Below are 16,971 nucleotides of genomic sequence, written 5' to 3' on the forward strand. Positions count from 1 at the left end.
TACGGGCACGGGTGATGTGTGCGGTACTTGTCGGTACGGATTGATGTAGTCGCTTCATGGAGGCAGTGATGGGTGTGGCAGCCGGTCCGATCCGCGTGGTGGTGGCCAAGCCGGGGCTCGACGGCCACGATCGCGGGGCCAAGGTGATCGCGCGGGCCCTGCGCGACGCCGGTATGGAGGTCATCTACACCGGCCTCCACCAGACACCCGAGCAGATCGTGGACACCGCGATCCAGGAGGACGCCGACGCGATCGGGCTGTCCATCCTCTCCGGTGCGCACAACACGCTCTTCGCCGCCGTGATCGACCTGCTCCGGGAGCGGGACGCGGCGGACATCCTGGTCTTCGGCGGCGGGATCATCCCCGAGGCGGACATCGCCCCGCTGAAGGAGAAGGGCGTCGCGGAGATCTTCACCCCCGGCGCGACGACGGCGTCGATCGTGGACTGGGTCCGGGCGAACGTGCGGGAACCGGCGGGAGCGTAACCGCTCCGGCCCGCCTGCGGGCGGCCGCGGCGTCGACCACGGGTGCCCGCGGGCGCCGATGCCCGGCGCTCGCTACCGAGGCGGACCTCCGGGGAGGCGTACGCGGGAGCGTGCGCACCCTTAAGGGTGATCGCGGAGGCGTACGCGGGTGCGTGCGCGGCGTCGGGGTGACGCGGCTCAGCGCCTGCGGCACCACTCCCTTCCGGTATCCGCGCTGTCGGGTCGTGGGCCGGAGTGCTTTCGGTGTGCCGCACCGCCTCCCGTTCCGTGGGCCCGGGGGTGCCTTCGGCGTGCCGGGTCGCGTCCCGCCCCGCCCCGCCGGCCGCGGCATCGGGGTGCGCCGGGCGGCGCGCCGCGCCCCCGCTCCGGCCCCCCTACACCGCCCCCAGCTCCTCGGTCATCGCCGCGCGCAGTCGCAGGGTCGTGACCAGGCGCTGGAACGCTTCCGCCCAGTACCCGCCCGCCCCGGGCGACGCGTCCTCCCGTTCGTCAGGTACCGCCAGCAGCCCGTCCAGGCGGCCAGCCTCGGAGGGGTCCAGGCAGCGCTCGGCCAGGCCCATGACGCCGCTGAAGCTCCACGGGTAACTCCCCGCGTCCCGAGCGATGTCGAGCGCGTCGACCACCGCCCGCCCGAGCGGCGCGGCCCACGGCACCCCGCACATGCCGAGCAGCTGGAACGCCTCGGACAGACCGTGCGTCGCGATGAACCCGGCGACCCACTCGGCCCGTTCGCCGCCACCGAGCGTGCCCAGCAGCTTGGCCCGCTCGGCCAGGGACACCGCACCGGGACCGCCGGCCTCCGGCGCCGTGGGCGCTCCCAGCAGTGCCCTCGCCCACGCGGCGTCCCGCTGCCGTACCGCCGCCCGGCACCACGCGGCGTGCAGCTCGCCCGCCCAGTCGTCCGTCATGGGCAGCGCGACGATCTCCTCCGGTGTGCGCCCGCCCAGCCGGGCCGGCCAGGCCCCGAGCGGCGCCGCCTCCACCAACTGGCCGAACCACCAGGACCGCTCGCCCCGCCCCGTCGGCGGCTTGGGCACGACCCCGTCCCGCTCCATGCCCGCGTCGCACTCGTGCGGCGCCTCCACGGCGATCGCCGCCCGGCCCGGGGCGAGGTCCAGCGACACGCACGTCAGGGCGCGCGCCGCCATCCGCGCGGCCAGCGCCGAGCCCGGCAGCGCCGACAGCAGTTCCGCCGCCGTCGCCCGTACATTGCGGCTGCGGTCGGCCAGGGCCTGTTCCAGGAACGGCTCGTCCGCCGGCGTCAGCCCCTCCCGCAGGGAGTCGAGGAACATCAGCCGGTCCTCGGCCCGCTCCGTCGCCCAGGTCGAGGCGAGCAGCCCGCGGGCCGCGGCCGGATCGCGCGAACGCAGGGACGCGAGCAGGGCGACACGCTCGGCGAACAGCCCCTCCTGCCACAGCTCCCGGATCCGCTCCGCCGCCTCGGGGCCGGGCAGTCCCGTGCCGCCGCCCGGTGTCGCACGCAGGGCGAACCGCCAGTCCGGGTTCAGCCGGGCCAGCCACAGGGCGCGCGGCCCCGCGAAGGCCAGTGCCGCCGGACGCAGGTCCGTGCGCCCCCGGGCCGCGTCCAGCAGGGCCGGCAGCGTCTCCGGCGGTGCCGCGAAACCCCGGGCGTTCGCCGCGGCCAGCCACTGGGGCAGCAGCTCCATGAGGTCGGGTGCCGTGCCTCTGCGCCCGCCGCCCGCCGTCCCGGGACGGTCGGTGAGGAGCATCGTGAGCCGGCGGGCGGCCGCGGCCGGCAGCGGCGGACGGTCGTCGTCGGGAGCCGGCCGCGGACGCCGGGCCGCACGGGCCGGGGACAGCCCGGCGCGTCTGCGGACGGTCTCCACGGCCGCGGCGTCCAGCAGCGCCGCCGGTGCCTCCCGGCCGGGCTCCAGGCCCCGGGGAGTGCGCCGCTGAGTGCCGAGCAGAGCCGAGGTGACGAGTTCCTCCCACGCTCCTTGCTGGGGCACGTCCGCCGGGGCGGGCGTCCTGGTCATGCGGTTCCCTTCCGTGGGGTGGGTCAGCACAGCGGCACCGCCGGGCCCGGTCCGCTCGGCCAGGCCGTCAGCGGGGTGAAGCCCCGGTGACCGCACTCGCCGAAGACCGTGAGGGGCCTGCCGCCCGCGAGGGCGACCAGGCGCCACAGGCCGGAGCGGCCGCGGGCCGCCGGGGTGAGGGGCAGCGCCGTGTCCGCGTCGGCGTCCGCGAGCTGCCAGGACTCGCCGTCCGGTACGGGCACGACCCGCTCCAGCACCACCGGGACCGACTCCAGCCACGGGTCGTCGACGAGGGCCTCGCCGTAACGGGCGACCGCGCGGGACGTCGTCACTCCCGGCGGCCGTGCCCCCGTCCCCTCGGGCGGCGCGAACTGCCTGCCGAGGGCGACCCGCCGCTGCCCGGCGCCCGGGTAGGCGGACACCTCCGCCTCCAGTGCCAGACCCACCGGGAGCGTGAGCTCCGGGGCCCGGCCGGCGGCCCCGTAGGACAGGAGCAGCACGGTGCGCTCCGACTCGGTGCCGTACAGCCAGACGCGCCGGGTCGTCAGCCGCGCGTCGGCCGTGTCGTACTGGGCGAGGACCAGCCACCGGTCCCGCACCGGCGGGCCGTCCGCCGACGCCGGCAGGCCGACGCGTGAACGGACCGTCGCCGCCAGTGCGTCCGGCAGCCGCTCCCGGCGCAGCCAGCCCTGGTCCAGGAGGTGGAGCAGGGCGCACTCCTCCAGCAGCCGGACCGGCCAGCCGGGACCCGAGGACGGCAGGGCACCCAACTCCCTCGCCCGGGCGGCCAGTCCCGGCGCCTGGGCGTCGACCATGCGGGCCGCCGCCTCCTCCCACAGCGCGTACCCGGTCCGCTCCGCACCGGCCAGACCGTCTCGGAGCAGGTCCGCCAGGCGCTGCTCCAGCTCCGTCGCGCCCGCGGTGACGCGCTCGGCCCTGCGTTCCGCCCGCCGCCGCGCCGCCTCGGGGTCGGCGGCCCCGCCCGTGGAACCGGCCGGTTCCCTCGCCTTCCTCTCCTTCTCCTTCGCCCGCTCCCGTCTGCCCGTGAGCCACGGCTCCGCCCAGTCCGGCTCCTCGGCCCGCGGCACGGCGCTCTCGTCGCCCGCCCACAGGAGCAGCAGCCCGAGCGCGTGCTTGCACGGGAACTTCCGGCTCGGGCAACTGCACGTGAAGGCCGGGCCGGACGCGTCCGCGAGGTCGACGACCGTCCGGTACGGCGTGCTGCCGCTGCCCTTGCACAGCCCCCATACCGCCCCCTCGCCGGAGCCCCCTGTCCCGGACCACGGACCGGCCGCGCCGAGTTTGCTGCCCGCTTTGCGCGACGCGGCGTCAGGTGCCAGTGCCAGCACCTGGTCCGCGGTCCAGCGCACCCCCTGCTGAGTCATGCTCCCGAAGGTAGATCGTGCCACTGACAATCGGCCCAACGAGAGCGCCGGCCACGGTGTTTGCGCAGGTGGGAGCGATTGTCAGTGGGGTGGTGCACGGTTGGTTCCAGACCGAACCGGCCGAGCTGGAGGGGGACTCGCCATGTCCGTGTCCGTGGAACCGACGCCCGTCGATCCGACCCGCGACGGGGGAGCGGCGGAGGCGTTGCGGCCGCACGCCGAGCACGCCTTCGCGGCCGAACTCGCCGCGCTGGCCGCGCAGGACGACCGACCGCGCCCGGCCCGCTGGAAGCTGTCGCCGTGGGCCGTCGCCACCTACCTGCTCGGCGGCACGCTGCCCGACGGCACGGTGGTCACCCCGAAGTACGTGGGACCGCGCCGCATCGTGGAGGTCGCCGTCACCACCCTGGCCACCGACCGCGCGCTGCTCCTGCTCGGCGTGCCCGGGACGGCGAAGACGTGGGTGTCCGAACACCTCGCGGCCGCCGTCAGCGGCGACTCGACGCTGCTGGTGCAGGGCACGGCCGGCACCCCCGAGGAGGCCATCCGCTACGGCTGGAACTACGCGCGGCTGCTCGCCCACGGCCCCAGCCGCGACGCCCTGGTGCCCAGCCCGGTCATGCGGGCCATGGCGGAGGGGACGACCGCCCGCGTGGAGGAGCTGACCCGCATCCCGGCCGATGTGCAGGACACGCTCATCACCATCCTGTCGGAGAAGACCCTGCCGATACCGGAGCTGGGCCAGGAGGTGCAGGCGGTCCGCGGCTTCAATCTGATCGCCACCGCGAACGACCGCGACCGGGGGGTGAACGACCTGTCCAGCGCCCTGCGCCGCCGCTTCAACACGGTGGTGCTGCCGCTGCCGGAGAGCGCCGAGGCGGAGGTCGACATCGTCACGCGCCGGGTCGACCAGATCGGCCGGTCCCTCGACCTGCCGGCCGCGCCCGACGGCGTCGACGAGATCCGGCGGGTCGTCACCGTCTTCCGCGAGCTGCGCGACGGGGTGACGGCCGACGGGCGCACCAGACTGAAGTCGCCCAGCGGCACGCTGTCGACGGCCGAGGCCATCTCCGTCGTCACCGGCGGCCTCGCGCTGGCCGCCCACTTCGGCGACGGAGTGCTGCGCTCCGGCGACGTCGCCGCCGGCATCCTCGGCGCCGTCGTCCGCGACCCGGCGGCCGACCGCGTCGTCTGGCAGGAGTACCTGGAGACCGTCGTCCGCGAGCGCGACGGCTGGAAGGACTTCTACCGGGCCTGCCGGGAGGTGAGCGCGTGAGCGGCGAGCGGACGCGGTCGCGGGCGGCCCTCCCGGTCGCCGTTCCGGCGGGGGACGACGGGGACTCGACCTGGTCCCGGAGGCGAGGGGGACGGTGTGACGGGCACTGAGGGGGCAGCCGGGTGGCAGCCGGGGGACGGTCCGCTGCTGCTGGGCGTGCGCCACCACGGGCCGGGGTCGGCGCGGGCCGTCCGGGCGGCGCTCGAGGCGGCCCGGCCGGGGGTCGTGCTGATCGAGGGCCCGCCCGAGGCCGACGCCCTCGTTCCGCTGGCCGCCGACGAGGACATGCGACCGCCGGTCGCCCTGCTCGCCCACGCCGTGGACGAACCCGGCCGCTCGGTGTTCTGGCCGCTGGCCGAGTTCTCCCCCGAGTGGGTGGCCGTCCGCTGGGCCCTGGAGCACGACGTGCCGGCCCGCTTCATCGACCTCCCGGCCGCCCACACCCTGGCGTGGGACACCCCCGGGAGCGGGACGCCGGCCGTGAGTCCGGAAGAGGCCGAGCCGAGTCCGGCAGCGGGGGAGCCGGGCCCGGAGGCGGAGCCCGCGGGCGGGACCGGCCCGGGGGAGGGGCGCGCGCCGGACGCCTGCTCCGGCGTGCGGGCCGATCCGCTGGCCGCCCTCGCCGAGGCCGCCGGCTACGACGACCCGGAGCGGTGGTGGGAGGACGTCGTCGAGCACCGGGGCTCGGGAGGCGGGGACGTGCTCGCGCCGTTCACCGCGCTGGAGGAGGCCATGGGGGCGCTGCGCGAGACGGAGCGGGACGGCGGGCGCGACCACGACCGCGACCTCGTCCGGGAGGCGTACATGCGGCTCCAGGTGCGGGCGGCGCAGCGCGAGTTCGAGGCGGGCGTGGCCGTGGTGTGCGGGGCCTGGCACGTGCCCGCGCTGCGCCGCAGGGCCACCGTCGCGGCCGACCGGGCCCTGCTCAAGGGGCTGCCCAGGACCAAGGTGGACATGACCTGGGTCCCCTGGACCCACCGCAGGCTGTCCCGGGCCGGCGGGTACGGGGCGGGCATCGACTCGCCCGGCTGGTACGGGCATCTGTTCGACGCCCCGGACCGGCCCGTCGAACGCTGGCTGACCAAGGTGGCCGGACTGCTGCGGGAGGAGGACCGCACCGTCTCCCCGGCGCACGTCATCGAGGCGGTACGGCTGGCCGAGACCCTCGCGGTGGTGCGCGGCCGCCCGCTGCCCGGGCTGAGCGAGACCACGGACGCCGTACGGGCGGTGATGTGCGAGGGCTCGGACGTGCCGCTGGCCCTGGTGCACGACCGGATGGTCGTCGGGGACGCCCTGGGGGAGGTGCCGGCGGGGGCACCCGCCGTGCCGTTGCAGCGCGACCTCGCACGGCTCCAGCGGCGGCTGCGGCTCAGACCGGAGGCGCGGGAGCGGGAGCTGGAACTCGACCTGCGCAAGGAGACCGACGCGGGCCGCAGCAGGCTGCTGCACCGGCTGCGGCTGCTCGGTATCGGGTGGGGCGAGCCGGCCGGCTCGCGGAGCAGCACGGGCACGTTCCGGGAGACCTGGCGGCTGCGGTGGGAGCCCGAGCTGTCCGTGCGGGTGGCCGAGGCCGGGGTGTGGGGCACCACCGTGCTCGCCGCCGCGACCGCCAGGGCCGAGGCGGACGCCCTCGCCGCCCGGGGGCTCGCCGAGGTCACCTCCCTCGCCGAGCGCTGCCTGCCGGCCGGACTGCCGGACGCGCTCCCCACGGTCATGCGGGTCCTCACCGACCGCGCGGCGCTCGACACGGATGTCGGCCACCTCGCCCAGGCCCTGCCCGCGCTGGTCCGCGCGCTGCGCTACGGCGACGTGCGCGGTACCGACACCGGCGCGCTGGCCGAGGTCGCCGCGGGACTCGCGGAGCGCGTCTTCGTCGGCCTCCCCGCGGCCTGTGCCGCCCTGGACGCCGACGCCGCCGAGGAGATGCGGCGTCACGTGGACGCCGTGCACGGGGCGGTCGGCCTGCTCGGAGAGGGCCCCGGCCACGGCGGCCTGCGCCCCCGCTGGCAGGCGGTGCTGCGGACGTTGTCCACGCGGGACACCGTGGCCGGCGTCGTCCGGGGCCGCGGCGTGCGGCTCCTGCTGGACGACGGCGCGCTGGCGCCGGAGGAGACGGCACGGCTCATGGCGCTCGTGCTGTCACCGGGGACACCGCCGGCGGACGCGGCGGCCTGGATCGAGGGCTTCGTCGGAGGCGGCTCCGGGGGCGGGATGCTCCTCGTCCACGACGAGCGGCTGCTCGCCCTGGTCGACGCCTGGCTGACCGGCGTACCGGCGGGCGCGTTCACGGACGTGCTGCCGTTGCTGCGCCGCACCTTCTCGGCCTACGAACCGGGGGTGCGCCGCACCCTCGGTGAGCTGGTCCGGCGCGGACCGGAGGGACGCGGCGCCGTGACGACGGCCGGATCGGCCGTACCGGGTTTCGCCGCCGGGCCCGACACCGGTCGCGCGGACGCCGTGCTGCCGGTGGTGCGCCTCCTGCTCGGCCTGGACGCGGACAAGGAAGACCTCGTGGGGGTGGACGCATGACGAGCGGGACCAGGGAGACGGACGCGGCGCGGGAGCGGCTGCGGCGGTGGCGGCTCGTGCTCGGCGGGGACACGGCCGACGGCACCGGATGCGCGCTGTCCGGACGGGACGCCGCGATGGACGGGGCCCTCACCGCGCTCTACGGCGGGAGCGGCAGGCCGCGGACGCGGGGGGACCGGGCGGCCGGGCTCGGCGCCTCCGCGCCGTCCGTGGCGCGCTGGCTGGGGGACGTACGGACGTACTTCCCGTCCTCCGTCGTGCAGGTCATGCAGCGGGACGCCATCGACCGGCTGGGCCTCGCCTCCCTGCTGCTGGAGCCGGAGATGCTCGAGGCCGTGGAGGCCGACGTGCATCTCGTCGGCACGCTGCTGTCCCTCGGCAAGGCGATGCCGGAGACGACGAAGGAGACGGCACGGGCCGTCGTCCGCAAGGTCGTCGAGGACCTGGAGAAGCGGCTCGCCACCCGCACCCGGGCCGCTCTCACCGGTGCCCTCGACCGCAGCGCGCGGGTCGGCCGGCCCCGCCACCGCGACATCGACTGGAACCGCACGATCGCGGCGAACCTCAAGCACTACCTGCCCGAGCACCGGACCGTGGTGCCGGAGCGGCTCGTCGGCTACGGACGGGCGGCGCGGTCGGTGAAGAAGGAGGTCGTCCTCTGCATCGACCAGTCGGGGTCGATGGCGGCGTCCGTCGTCCACGCCTCCGTGTTCGGGGCGGTACTGGCCTCCATGCGGTCGATCGACACCCGGCTGGTCGTCTTCGACACGGCGGTCGTCGACCTCACCGACCAGCTCGACGATCCGGTGGACGTGCTCTTCGGCGTCCAGCTGGGCGGCGGTACGGACATCAACCGGGCGCTGGCCTACTGCCAGTCGCGCATCACCCGGCCCTCGGAGACGGTGGTCGTGCTGATCAGCGATCTGTACGAGGGGGGTATCCGGGACGAGATGCTGAAGCGGGTCGCGGCGATGAAGGCGGCGGGGGTGCAGTTCGTGACGCTGCTGGCCCTGTCCGACGAGGGGGCGCCCGCGTACGACCGGGAGCACGCGGCGGCGCTCGCCGCGCTGGACACGCCGGCCTTCGCCTGCACGCCCGACCACTTCCCGGAGGTGATGGCGGCGGCACTGGAGAAGCGGCCGCTGCCGATACCCGACGCCGGGTGACGATGCGATGTCCGGGGGCCTGTTTCCGGGCGCCAAAACGGACATGACTACCCATCGGTAACGGAGAGCTTGCGCAACCTCCGGAGTCCCGTGTAAGGATCGCGCGTCCGTCCTGCCGCACGGGAGGAAGCTCCCCCTTGATGTCGTCAGCAGCCCTGCCCGGTGCCGCTCTGCGCGTGATGCGCACGGCGGCCGGGTGGCGTGCGCTGCGCCTGGCGCTGCTGGTGGGCGGACTCCTCGTGCTCGGTGTGCTGTGCGGGGAGCGGGCGCAGGCGGCCGAGGGCGCGCCGTCGGCGCGGGGTGCCGTAGGCCAGGTGCTGGACGCCGTGCCGCTGGACGTCGCGCAGACGGCCCGCACCGCCGGGGCACCGCCCGCCGCACCGGACGCCCGGCCCGGCCGGGGCGCCGGACCGGCGGTCCTGGACGGTCTGCGCCCGGTCACCGGGCATGCCGTCCGCACCGTGACGGACCAGGTCGTGCGGCCGGTCGGTGACGTGGTGGCCGCGGTGACCGAGGAGCTCGGGACGGCCGTGCGGGTGGAGGTGCCGCCGCTGGAGGCGTTGCCGCAGCCGGCGCCCTCGCTGCCCACGAACCCCTCGCTGCCCACGCCCCCGTCGCCGCCCCCCGCGCCGACGCTGCCGGATCTCTCCACGCTGCCCGACCGGTCCGGCCCGCCCGTCCGGCCGGCCCCGGGCGCGCGGGAGCCGGGGCCCGCGACCGCTCCGGACACCGGCCTCGCCGAGTCCGGTACGTCCGACGCCCGGCCCGCCTCCGGAACCCGGCCCGTCTCCGGCGCCCCGGCCATCTCCGCCGGTCTCGCCTTCGGGCCGGGCCTCGACAGGGACGGCGAGGCGGGCGTCGCCGCCCACGACGACGCCCGTGGTGTACCGGCCGGGCCCCACGCCCACGCCCCCGCGCACCGGGCGCCCACCGGGGACGCCGACGGTGCCCTGGGGACCGGCGCGGACGCCGACGCCGGCCCGCCGCGCCACGCCGACGCGCATGCGATCGCCCCGCACCACCGGGTACCGGTCCGGCTCGTGCCCGGCGCCGTCGTGCACACCGAGGCGCCCGACACCCGGGAGCGGTACCGGGACATCCCCGTCTCCCCGGCCTAGCGCCGACGCCCCCGCCCCGCCGCGGACCTGCCGCGCGGGCGTGGCGAGGTCTCCCCGCGGTGGGAGACGCCTTCCCCTTTCCGGTTCCGTTTTCCGGACGGAAGCCGCCGGAGCCGTACCCGGAGCCGGTGCCCGGCGCGGCGACCGCGGGGAAGCGCCACCGCCCCGCCACCGCCCCGGCACGGGACCGGCCGCCACCCGCCCCGCCCCGCCCCGCCGCGACCGCGCCCGCACCACCGGCGACGCGGGGGACCGCGAGGGGCGGCGGGGCAGACGAAAGACTCCGCGGGGCTCCAGACCCCGGACGGAGGGCCGAAAGCCGTCGGCCCCCGTCCGGCCGAGACCCCGCGGACGGTGCCGGCGATCCCCATTGGGGTGGGGACCGACCGGCCCGCACTCCGGGGGACCGCACCCGTGCGGCCCCCCGGAGGAGCGCCACGGACCTCACCGGGTCAACCCCAACCCGGTGAGGTCCTTCACTCCGCCGCAGGCCCCGGCCCTCCCGGCCGCCGTCACGCCTCCGCCCGGGCCCCTCCCAGCCCCCCTTGCACCCCCGTCCGCCCCCTCACGCCAGGCACCCCGTGCCAGTGAGCGTGGCATCATGTGACAGGTATCACCGCTCAGGTGTGACCCGCGATTTAGAGACCCCCGGGGAGCGGCGATAACCTGCGAGACGGACATGCCGCGCGCTCGGTCACCGTGTGCGCCCCCCTTGTGACACAGCGGACGTCACGTTGCCCTTCGCGGCACGCCCACGCATCCAACGAACCGCGAGATCACTGATAGGGACGGAAGCGCGTGGACCTGTTCGAGTACCAGGCGAGGGACCTCTTCGCCAAGCACGATGTACCGGTGCTGGCCGGTGAAGTCATCGACACGCCTGAGGCGGCGCGCGAGATCACCGAGCGTCTGGGCGGCAAGTCCGTCGTCAAGGCTCAGGTGAAGGTCGGTGGCCGCGGCAAGGCCGGTGGCGTGAAGCTCGCCGCCACCCCGGACGAGGCCGTCGCCCGCGCGACGGACATCCTCGGCATGGACATCAAGGGCCACACGGTCCACAAGGTGATGATCGCCGAGACCGCCCCGGAGATCGTCGAGGAGTACTACGTCTCCTTCCTCCTCGACCGTGCCAACCGCACGTTCCTCTCCATCGCGTCCGTCGAGGGCGGCATGGAGATCGAGGAGGTGGCCGCCACCCGTCCGGAGGCCGTCGCCAAGACCCCGATCGACGCCATCGACGGTGTGACGCCGGAGAAGGCGCGCGAGATCGTCGAGGCCGCGAACTTCCCGGCCGAGGTCGCCGACAAGGTCGTCAACGTCCTGGTCAAGCTGTGGGACACCTTCATCAAGGAGGACGCCCTCCTGGTCGAGGTCAACCCGCTGGCCAAGGTCGCCGGGGGCGAGGTCATCGCCCTGGACGGCAAGGTGTCGCTCGACGACAACGCCGAGTTCCGTCACCCCGACTTCGAGGCCCTCCACGACAAGGCCGCGGCCAACCCGCTCGAGGCCGCCGCCAAGGAGAAGAACCTCAACTACGTCAAGCTCGACGGTGAGGTCGGCATCATCGGCAACGGCGCGGGTCTCGTCATGAGCACCCTGGACGTCGTCGCGTACGCCGGTGAGAAGCACGGCGACGTGAAGCCCGCCAACTTCCTGGACATCGGTGGCGGTGCCTCCGCCCAGGTCATGGCGAACGGCCTGGAGATCATCCTCGGCGACCCGGACGTCAAGTCCGTCTTCGTCAACGTCTTCGGCGGCATCACCGCCTGCGACGAGGTCGCCAACGGCATCGTCCAGGCGCTGAAGCTCCTGGAGGACCGCGGCGAGAAGGTCGAGAAGCCGCTCGTCGTCCGCCTCGACGGCAACAACGCCGAGCTGGGCCGCAAGATCCTCACCGACGCCAACCACCCGCTGGTCCAGCGCGTCGACACCATGGACGGCGCGGCCGACAAGGCCGCCGAGCTGGCCCACGCCGCCAAGTAAGCACTCAGGACGAGGACACCAACACACCATGGCTATCTGGCTCAACAAGGACAGCAAGGTCATCGTCCAGGGCATGACCGGCGCCACCGGCATGAAGCACACCAAGCTCATGCTCGGCGACGGCACCAACGTCGTGGGCGGCGTCAACCCGCGCAAGGCGGGTCAGTCCGTGGACTTCGACGGCAACGAGGTACCGGTCTTCGGCACCGTCAAGGAGGCCATCGAGAAGACCGGCGCCAACGTCTCCGTCATCTTCGTGCCGGAGAAGTTCACCAAGGACGCGGTCGTCGAGGCCATCGACGCCGAGATCCCGCTGGCCGTCGTGATCACCGAGGGCATCGCCGTGCACGACTCGGCCGCCTTCTGGGCGTACGCCGGCAAGAAGGGCAACAAGACCCGGATCATCGGCCCGAACTGCCCCGGCATCATCACCCCGGGCCAGTCGAACGTCGGCATCATCCCGGGCGACATCACCAAGCCGGGCCGCATCGGCCTGGTCTCGAAGTCCGGCACGCTGACGTACCAGATGATGTACGAGCTGCGTGACATCGGCTTCTCGACCGCCGTCGGCATCGGTGGCGACCCGATCATCGGCACCACGCACATCGACGCGCTCGCCGCGTTCGAGGCCGACCCCGAGACCGACCTGATCGTCATGATCGGCGAGATCGGTGGCGACGCCGAGGAGCGGGCCGCGGACTTCATCGCGAAGAACGTGACCAAGCCGGTCGTCGGCTACGTCGCGGGCTTCACCGCGCCCGAGGGCAAGACCATGGGCCACGCCGGCGCCATCGTCTCCGGTTCGTCCGGCACCGCCCAGGCGAAGAAGGAGGCCCTCGAGGCCGCCGGCGTCAAGGTCGGCAAGACGCCGACCGAGACGGCGAAGCTCGCCCGCGAGATCCTCGCCGGCTGAGCCGGTCGCACCACACGAGTGGGCCCGCCTCCCGTACGGGGGGCGGGCCCACTCGGCGTTCCGGCGGGCCGTCCCGCTCACCCGGGGCCGGGCATCAGCCGCTCCGGCCCGTCCTGGAGCTGGTCGCGCAGCCTCTGGCGCAGCTCCAGCTCCCTGTCCGACAGCGCGCCCGGCGCCACCCTGGCCGGCACGCCGCGCACCGCCTGCCCGGGGGGCACCGGCGGCTCGTACTGCGTCGGGGCCGTGCGCAGCGTCAGGGCCGTGGTGCCGATCAGGGCGGCCGTGAAGGCGATCGCGGCCCGGGTCCGGAACCGCGCCCGGCGTTCGCCGCCCGCCCGCACCGTCGGCGGCCGGGACGCCCGCAGACGCCCGGTGGAGGCCACCTCGGCCAGCCGCCGGTGCAGCACCGCCGGATCGGCCAGCTCGGGCAGCCGCACGGCGACGGCCTCACGCGCGCGCAGCAGCCGTCCGGCCGCCGCCGGGGTGCTCGCCTCCGTCTCCGCGGCCGTCTCGGGCAGGTCGAGGCCGACGCCGTCGTACAGCAGGAGCGTGCGGCGGTACGGAGAGGGGAGTTGGAGCAGGGCGCCGAGCAGGGTGCGGTCGCCGGGGTCGGCGGGCGGCGGCTCCGGCTGCCGGTGGCGCGGCCTGAACCGGTGCCAGGGCGAGAGCGCGTACTCGTACGCCGTCGCCCGGACCCACCCCACCGGATCCCGGTCACGGGCCACCTCGGGCCAGTGCTCCCAGGCGAGTTGGAAGGCCCGTTCCACCGACTCGCGCGCCAGCTCACGACGGCCCGTCAGCAGGTAGGTCTGGCGTACGAGCGCGGGGGCGCCGAACTCGTACAGCGCGTCGAAGGCCTGAGCGGGCGTCAGTGCGGGGAGCGGTTCGGCCTTCGCCGACCCGGCCTTCGTCGGTTCGGCGCGGGCGCCCGCGGTCACCGGCGCCGCGGTCACCGGCGCCGCGGACTCCGGGGCCGGCTCCGGCTCGGACTCCGGTTGCCGGGCCGCCGCTTCGCCGGACAGGGTGTCCAGCAGCTTCGCGTACGCCGCCCGTGTGCGGCCGCGTGGGATCCCGCGGCCGCTCTCCCACGCTTCGACCGTCTCGCGAGTGACCCCCACCCGCTCGGCGAGCTGAGCCTGCGTCAGGGTGGCGGCCTCGCGCAGGCGTCGGCGCGTCTCGGGAGGAGGGAGCGGGGTTGCGTGGCTCCGCTTCACAGGACACCCCTTCGGACGAAAAGGTACATAAACGTATATTGAGCGACACAGCGGCGCTTCGCGCGTTACGCCGCGAAAGCGCGTGTCGTTGGGAGCATGGCGGGCGTGATCCAGACGACCGTTCGCCGAGCCCCGTTGTCCCTGCTCCGCACCCGGTGGCACGAGCGGGCGCCCGGCATGGCCGCCGGCCTCCTGGGAGGCGCGTTCGCGGCGGCCCTGGGAGTGGCCGGGGTGGCCGTGCTGGTGACGCTGCTGTGGATCAGCTCGCCCTACCCCGTCCGCGGGCCCGGCGACGCCCTGCACGTCGCCGCGGCGCTGTGGGTGCTGGCGCACGGCGCCGAGCTGATCCGCACCGACACGCTCTCCGGCGTCCCCGCGCCCGTCGGTGTCACTCCGCTGCTGCTGCTCGTGCCGCCCGTGTGGCTGGTGCACCGGGCGGCCCGGGACGCCACGGACCCCGGGGACGGGGTCGGAGTGGCCGTGGGCGCGGGCGCGAGGGCGGGTGTCGGTGTGCGCCGGGACGACGGCCCGCACCCCCTCTCCGCGCGCCTGGCCTGGGCCGGCGTCGTGGTCGGCTACCTCGCGGTCGCCACCCCGGTCGTGCTGTACGCGGCGGGCGGCGAGCTGCGGCCCTCCCCGGGCCGGACCGCGGTGTGCCTGCCGCTGGTCGTCATGGCGGCGGCCGGTGCGGGCGCGTGGACGGCGTTCGGCCGCCCCGGCGGGCCGGTGGGGCGGGCGCTGCGCGTGCTGCCCCGGAGCCTGCGGGAGCTGCTGGTGGAGCCGGACGCGCGGCTGGGCGCCGCGACGCGCGCCGCGGCCGCGGGGGCGGCGGTGTTCGTCGGGGGCGGGGCGCTGCTGCTCGCCGTCTCGCTGGTGTGGCACGGCGACTCCGTGCGCGGGGCCTTCCTGCGGCTGAGCGAGGGGTGGTCGGGGCAGTTCGCCGTGCTGCTGCTCTGCGTGACCCTGGTGCCGAACGCGGCCGTCTGGGCGGCGGCGTACGGCCTCGGGCCGGGCTTCGTGCTCGGTGCCGGGCACGTGGTGGGACCGATGGCGTCCGCCCCCGCTCCGCTGCTGCCGCCCTTCCCGCTGCTCGCGGCGGTGCCGGAGGCGGGGCCCGGTACGCCGCTGCACTGGGCGGCCGGGGTGGTGCCGCTGGCGGCGGGGGCGACGGTGGGCTGGTTCACGGCGCGGGTCGCCGCCGTGGGCGGTGGGGCGGTGGGGTTCGCCACGACGCAGTTCGTCACGGCGGGGTTCGCCACGACGGGCACGCGGAAGGAGGCGGCCCCGGAGCGGGACGAGGGTGCCGTCGAGCCGTGGGACGTGCGGCGGACCGTCGTCGCGGCCTGGGTCGCCGCGCTGTTGTCCGGGGTGCTGGTCGCCCTGCTGGCGGCGTGGGCGGGCGGACCGCTCGGCGGCGCGGGGCTGGCGCGGTTCGGGCCGGTGTGGTGGCAGGCCGGGGGCGCGGCGGTGGCGTGGGTGGCGGTGGTGGGGGTTCCGGTCGCGGTGGTGGGGCGGTGGTGGCTGTGCCGGCGGGCCGGAAAGGCGGCCGGTGCCGGGGCCGGTGCTGCCCCTGACGGTGCCTCTGCCGGTGACGGTTCGGGTCAGGGGCGGTGGGACTGGACCCGGCTGCGGGTGCGGGTGCCCTCGGTTTCGGTGGGGGGATGGTGGCGGCGCGGCCCGGTGCCGTCGTCCGGGGGCGGGGAGGCGTACGACCTGCTGCCCGCCGACGCCCCGGGGGAGCCGCCCCGGGCGCCCTGAGGGCGGTGACCCGCGCCGGCCGCACCCCCGGATCCCCGCTGAAGGCCCCCGTCCTCGAACGCGGGACGGGTGGGTGGCCCACGGAGGGGTCAGTCGTCCGTCGAGAGGACGTCCCGCAGGTGTTCCGGCAGGAGCTTGCTGCAGTTCTGCTGAGCCTGGCTGGTCAGGGCGTCGTTCTGACAGGTGTAGTAGTCGCTGTAGACCAGCTGCGCGGTGAAGGACGCGGCGACGATGAGGACGGCCAGGGACGACGTGACCAGGCCGCTGATCGCGGCGGTCCGCTGCGGGCGGGCGTCCTGCGGCGCGGCCGGGGCCGGGTGGTCCGGGTCGGTGGCGGCACGGGGCTTGGCGCGCAGGGCGCTGATGCCCCAGTACAGGGCGAGGGCGCCGAGGAGCAGGGCCACGTACGGCCAGGAGAAGAGCGCGAAGAACAGGGCCCACATGCCGCACAGCAGGGCGTAGCGGGCGCGCCGCTGGGCCGGGTCCGTCGGATCCCAGCGCGGGCCCCCGCCACCGCCCTGACCCTCGGGGCCGGAGCCGCCGCCGGGCCGCTCGCCGAAGCCGCCGGAGGAGCGGCCCGGCTGGCGGTCGCTCCACTGACGGCCCCACGGCGAGCGCCCGCCCTCGCCCTGCGGGTTCTGCGAGCCGTCGTCGCCCGACGGGTGCCGCGGCTGCCAGGGGCGGTCCGGCGAACCCTCCGGCGGCGGGGCGAACGGGTTGTCGTCCTGGGGGGTGCCGCCGCCCTGCTCGTCGCCGTTCTTCCGGTCCGGGGAGGCGTCGGACGGCGTGGAGGGACGTTCCCGCAGCAACACGGCGCTGCGCTGGTCTGGCTGCGCCGACTGCTGGGGGAGCGTGAGCAGTCGCAGGCTGCGGTCCGGCATCAAGTGAGCGTCTTCCCCTTGGCGATAGCGAACTGGCGACAACGATCGTGGCGGGCACGAACCGGGCGCCACGACTGGTGAACGCGTGGCACACGGGTCCCGTTCCCCGTCCGGTCCCCCGCAGACGCTACCTGCCGGCGCCGCCCCCGTCCCGAGGGGGCCGTCCGGTGTGCCGGTATCGTTGCTGACGGTCGGCCGCTTCGTAGACTTCCCCGTATCCCGGGGCGCGAAGCATTCGTAGGACCCTACGAACCGGCGTATGCGGGGCC

Annotated in this window: 12 protein-coding genes; 8 read left to right on the plus strand and 4 right to left on the minus strand. The window is 75.7% G+C overall.

Going from position 1 to position 16,971, the window contains the following annotated elements:
• The first annotated feature begins 68 nt into the window (after positions 1-68).
• Positions 69-485 (plus strand): cobalamin B12-binding domain-containing protein, encoded by a 417-nt coding sequence (locus ACFWJB_RS06145; protein ID WP_385459078.1) that lies wholly within the window; start codon positions 69-71, stop codon positions 483-485.
• Between the two features lie 374 nt (positions 486-859).
• On the opposite strand, the gene ACFWJB_RS06150 is transcribed toward ACFWJB_RS06145, so the two are convergent.
• Both ACFWJB_RS06150 and ACFWJB_RS06155 read right to left on the minus strand, forming a co-directional pair.
• Positions 860-2,482 (minus strand): DUF5691 domain-containing protein, encoded by a 1,623-nt coding sequence (locus ACFWJB_RS06150; protein ID WP_386920523.1) that lies wholly within the window; start codon positions 2,480-2,482, stop codon positions 860-862.
• A gap of 23 nt (positions 2,483-2,505) precedes the next feature.
• Positions 2,506-3,867: an SWIM zinc finger family protein gene (locus tag ACFWJB_RS06155; RefSeq protein WP_386920525.1), complete on the minus strand. Its 1,362-nt coding sequence runs from the start codon at positions 3,865-3,867 to the stop codon at positions 2,506-2,508.
• Positions 3,868-4,009: 142 nt separating this feature from the next.
• On the opposite strand from ACFWJB_RS06155, the gene ACFWJB_RS06160 reads away from it, so the two are divergent.
• The 6 genes from ACFWJB_RS06160 (at position 4,010) to sucD (ending at position 12,849) form a co-directional block, all read left to right on the plus strand.
• A complete protein-coding gene (locus ACFWJB_RS06160; RefSeq protein WP_385459074.1) occupies positions 4,010-5,143 on the plus strand; it encodes an AAA family ATPase in 1,134 nt (377 codons plus the stop codon).
• Between the two features lie 96 nt (positions 5,144-5,239).
• Positions 5,240-7,672, plus strand: coding sequence for a DUF5682 family protein (locus ACFWJB_RS06165; protein WP_386920527.1), 2,433 nt, complete (start codon positions 5,240-5,242; stop codon positions 7,670-7,672).
• On the plus strand, positions 7,669-8,838 hold the full coding sequence (locus tag ACFWJB_RS06170) for a vWA domain-containing protein (protein ID WP_386920529.1): 1,170 nt from the start codon (positions 7,669-7,671) through the stop codon (positions 8,836-8,838). Before ACFWJB_RS06165 ends, ACFWJB_RS06170 begins: the two co-directional genes overlap by 4 nt.
• A 140-nt stretch (positions 8,839-8,978) precedes the next feature.
• Entirely contained in the window at positions 8,979-9,956 is a 978-nt protein-coding gene (locus ACFWJB_RS06175) for a hypothetical protein (protein ID WP_386920531.1), read from the plus strand.
• Positions 9,957-10,754: 798 nt separating this feature from the next.
• On the plus strand, positions 10,755-11,936 hold the full coding sequence (gene sucC, locus ACFWJB_RS06180) for an ADP-forming succinate--CoA ligase subunit beta (RefSeq protein WP_385459066.1): 1,182 nt from the start codon (positions 10,755-10,757) through the stop codon (positions 11,934-11,936).
• Positions 11,937-11,964: 28 nt separating this feature from the next.
• The gene (sucD, locus tag ACFWJB_RS06185; RefSeq protein WP_386920533.1) at positions 11,965-12,849 is read left to right on the plus strand and encodes a succinate--CoA ligase subunit alpha; all 885 of its coding nucleotides are present in this window, start codon (positions 11,965-11,967) and stop codon (positions 12,847-12,849) included.
• Positions 12,850-12,926: 77 nt separating this feature from the next.
• Here the strand turns inward: sucD and ACFWJB_RS06190 are convergent, their stop codons facing one another.
• A complete protein-coding gene (locus ACFWJB_RS06190) occupies positions 12,927-14,063 on the minus strand; it encodes a helix-turn-helix domain-containing protein (protein WP_386920535.1) in 1,137 nt (378 codons plus the stop codon).
• 96 nt (positions 14,064-14,159) lie between these two features.
• Between ACFWJB_RS06190 and ACFWJB_RS06195 the strand changes: the two genes are divergently transcribed.
• Positions 14,160-15,821 carry a DUF6350 family protein gene (locus ACFWJB_RS06195; protein WP_386920537.1) on the plus strand — a complete coding sequence of 554 codons (1,662 nt, stop codon included), beginning with the start codon at positions 14,160-14,162 and terminating at the stop codon, positions 15,819-15,821.
• 89 nt (positions 15,822-15,910) lie between these two features.
• Here the strand turns inward: ACFWJB_RS06195 and ACFWJB_RS06200 are convergent, their stop codons facing one another.
• The gene (locus tag ACFWJB_RS06200) at positions 15,911-16,702 is read right to left on the minus strand and encodes a hypothetical protein (protein ID WP_385463005.1); all 792 of its coding nucleotides are present in this window, start codon (positions 16,700-16,702) and stop codon (positions 15,911-15,913) included.
• Positions 16,703-16,971: the final 269 nt, after the last annotated feature.

Origin of the sequence: Streptomyces sp. NPDC127100 (genome assembly GCF_042724095.1) — a bacterium.
Lineage (GTDB): Bacteria > Actinomycetota > Actinomycetes > Streptomycetales > Streptomycetaceae > Streptomyces.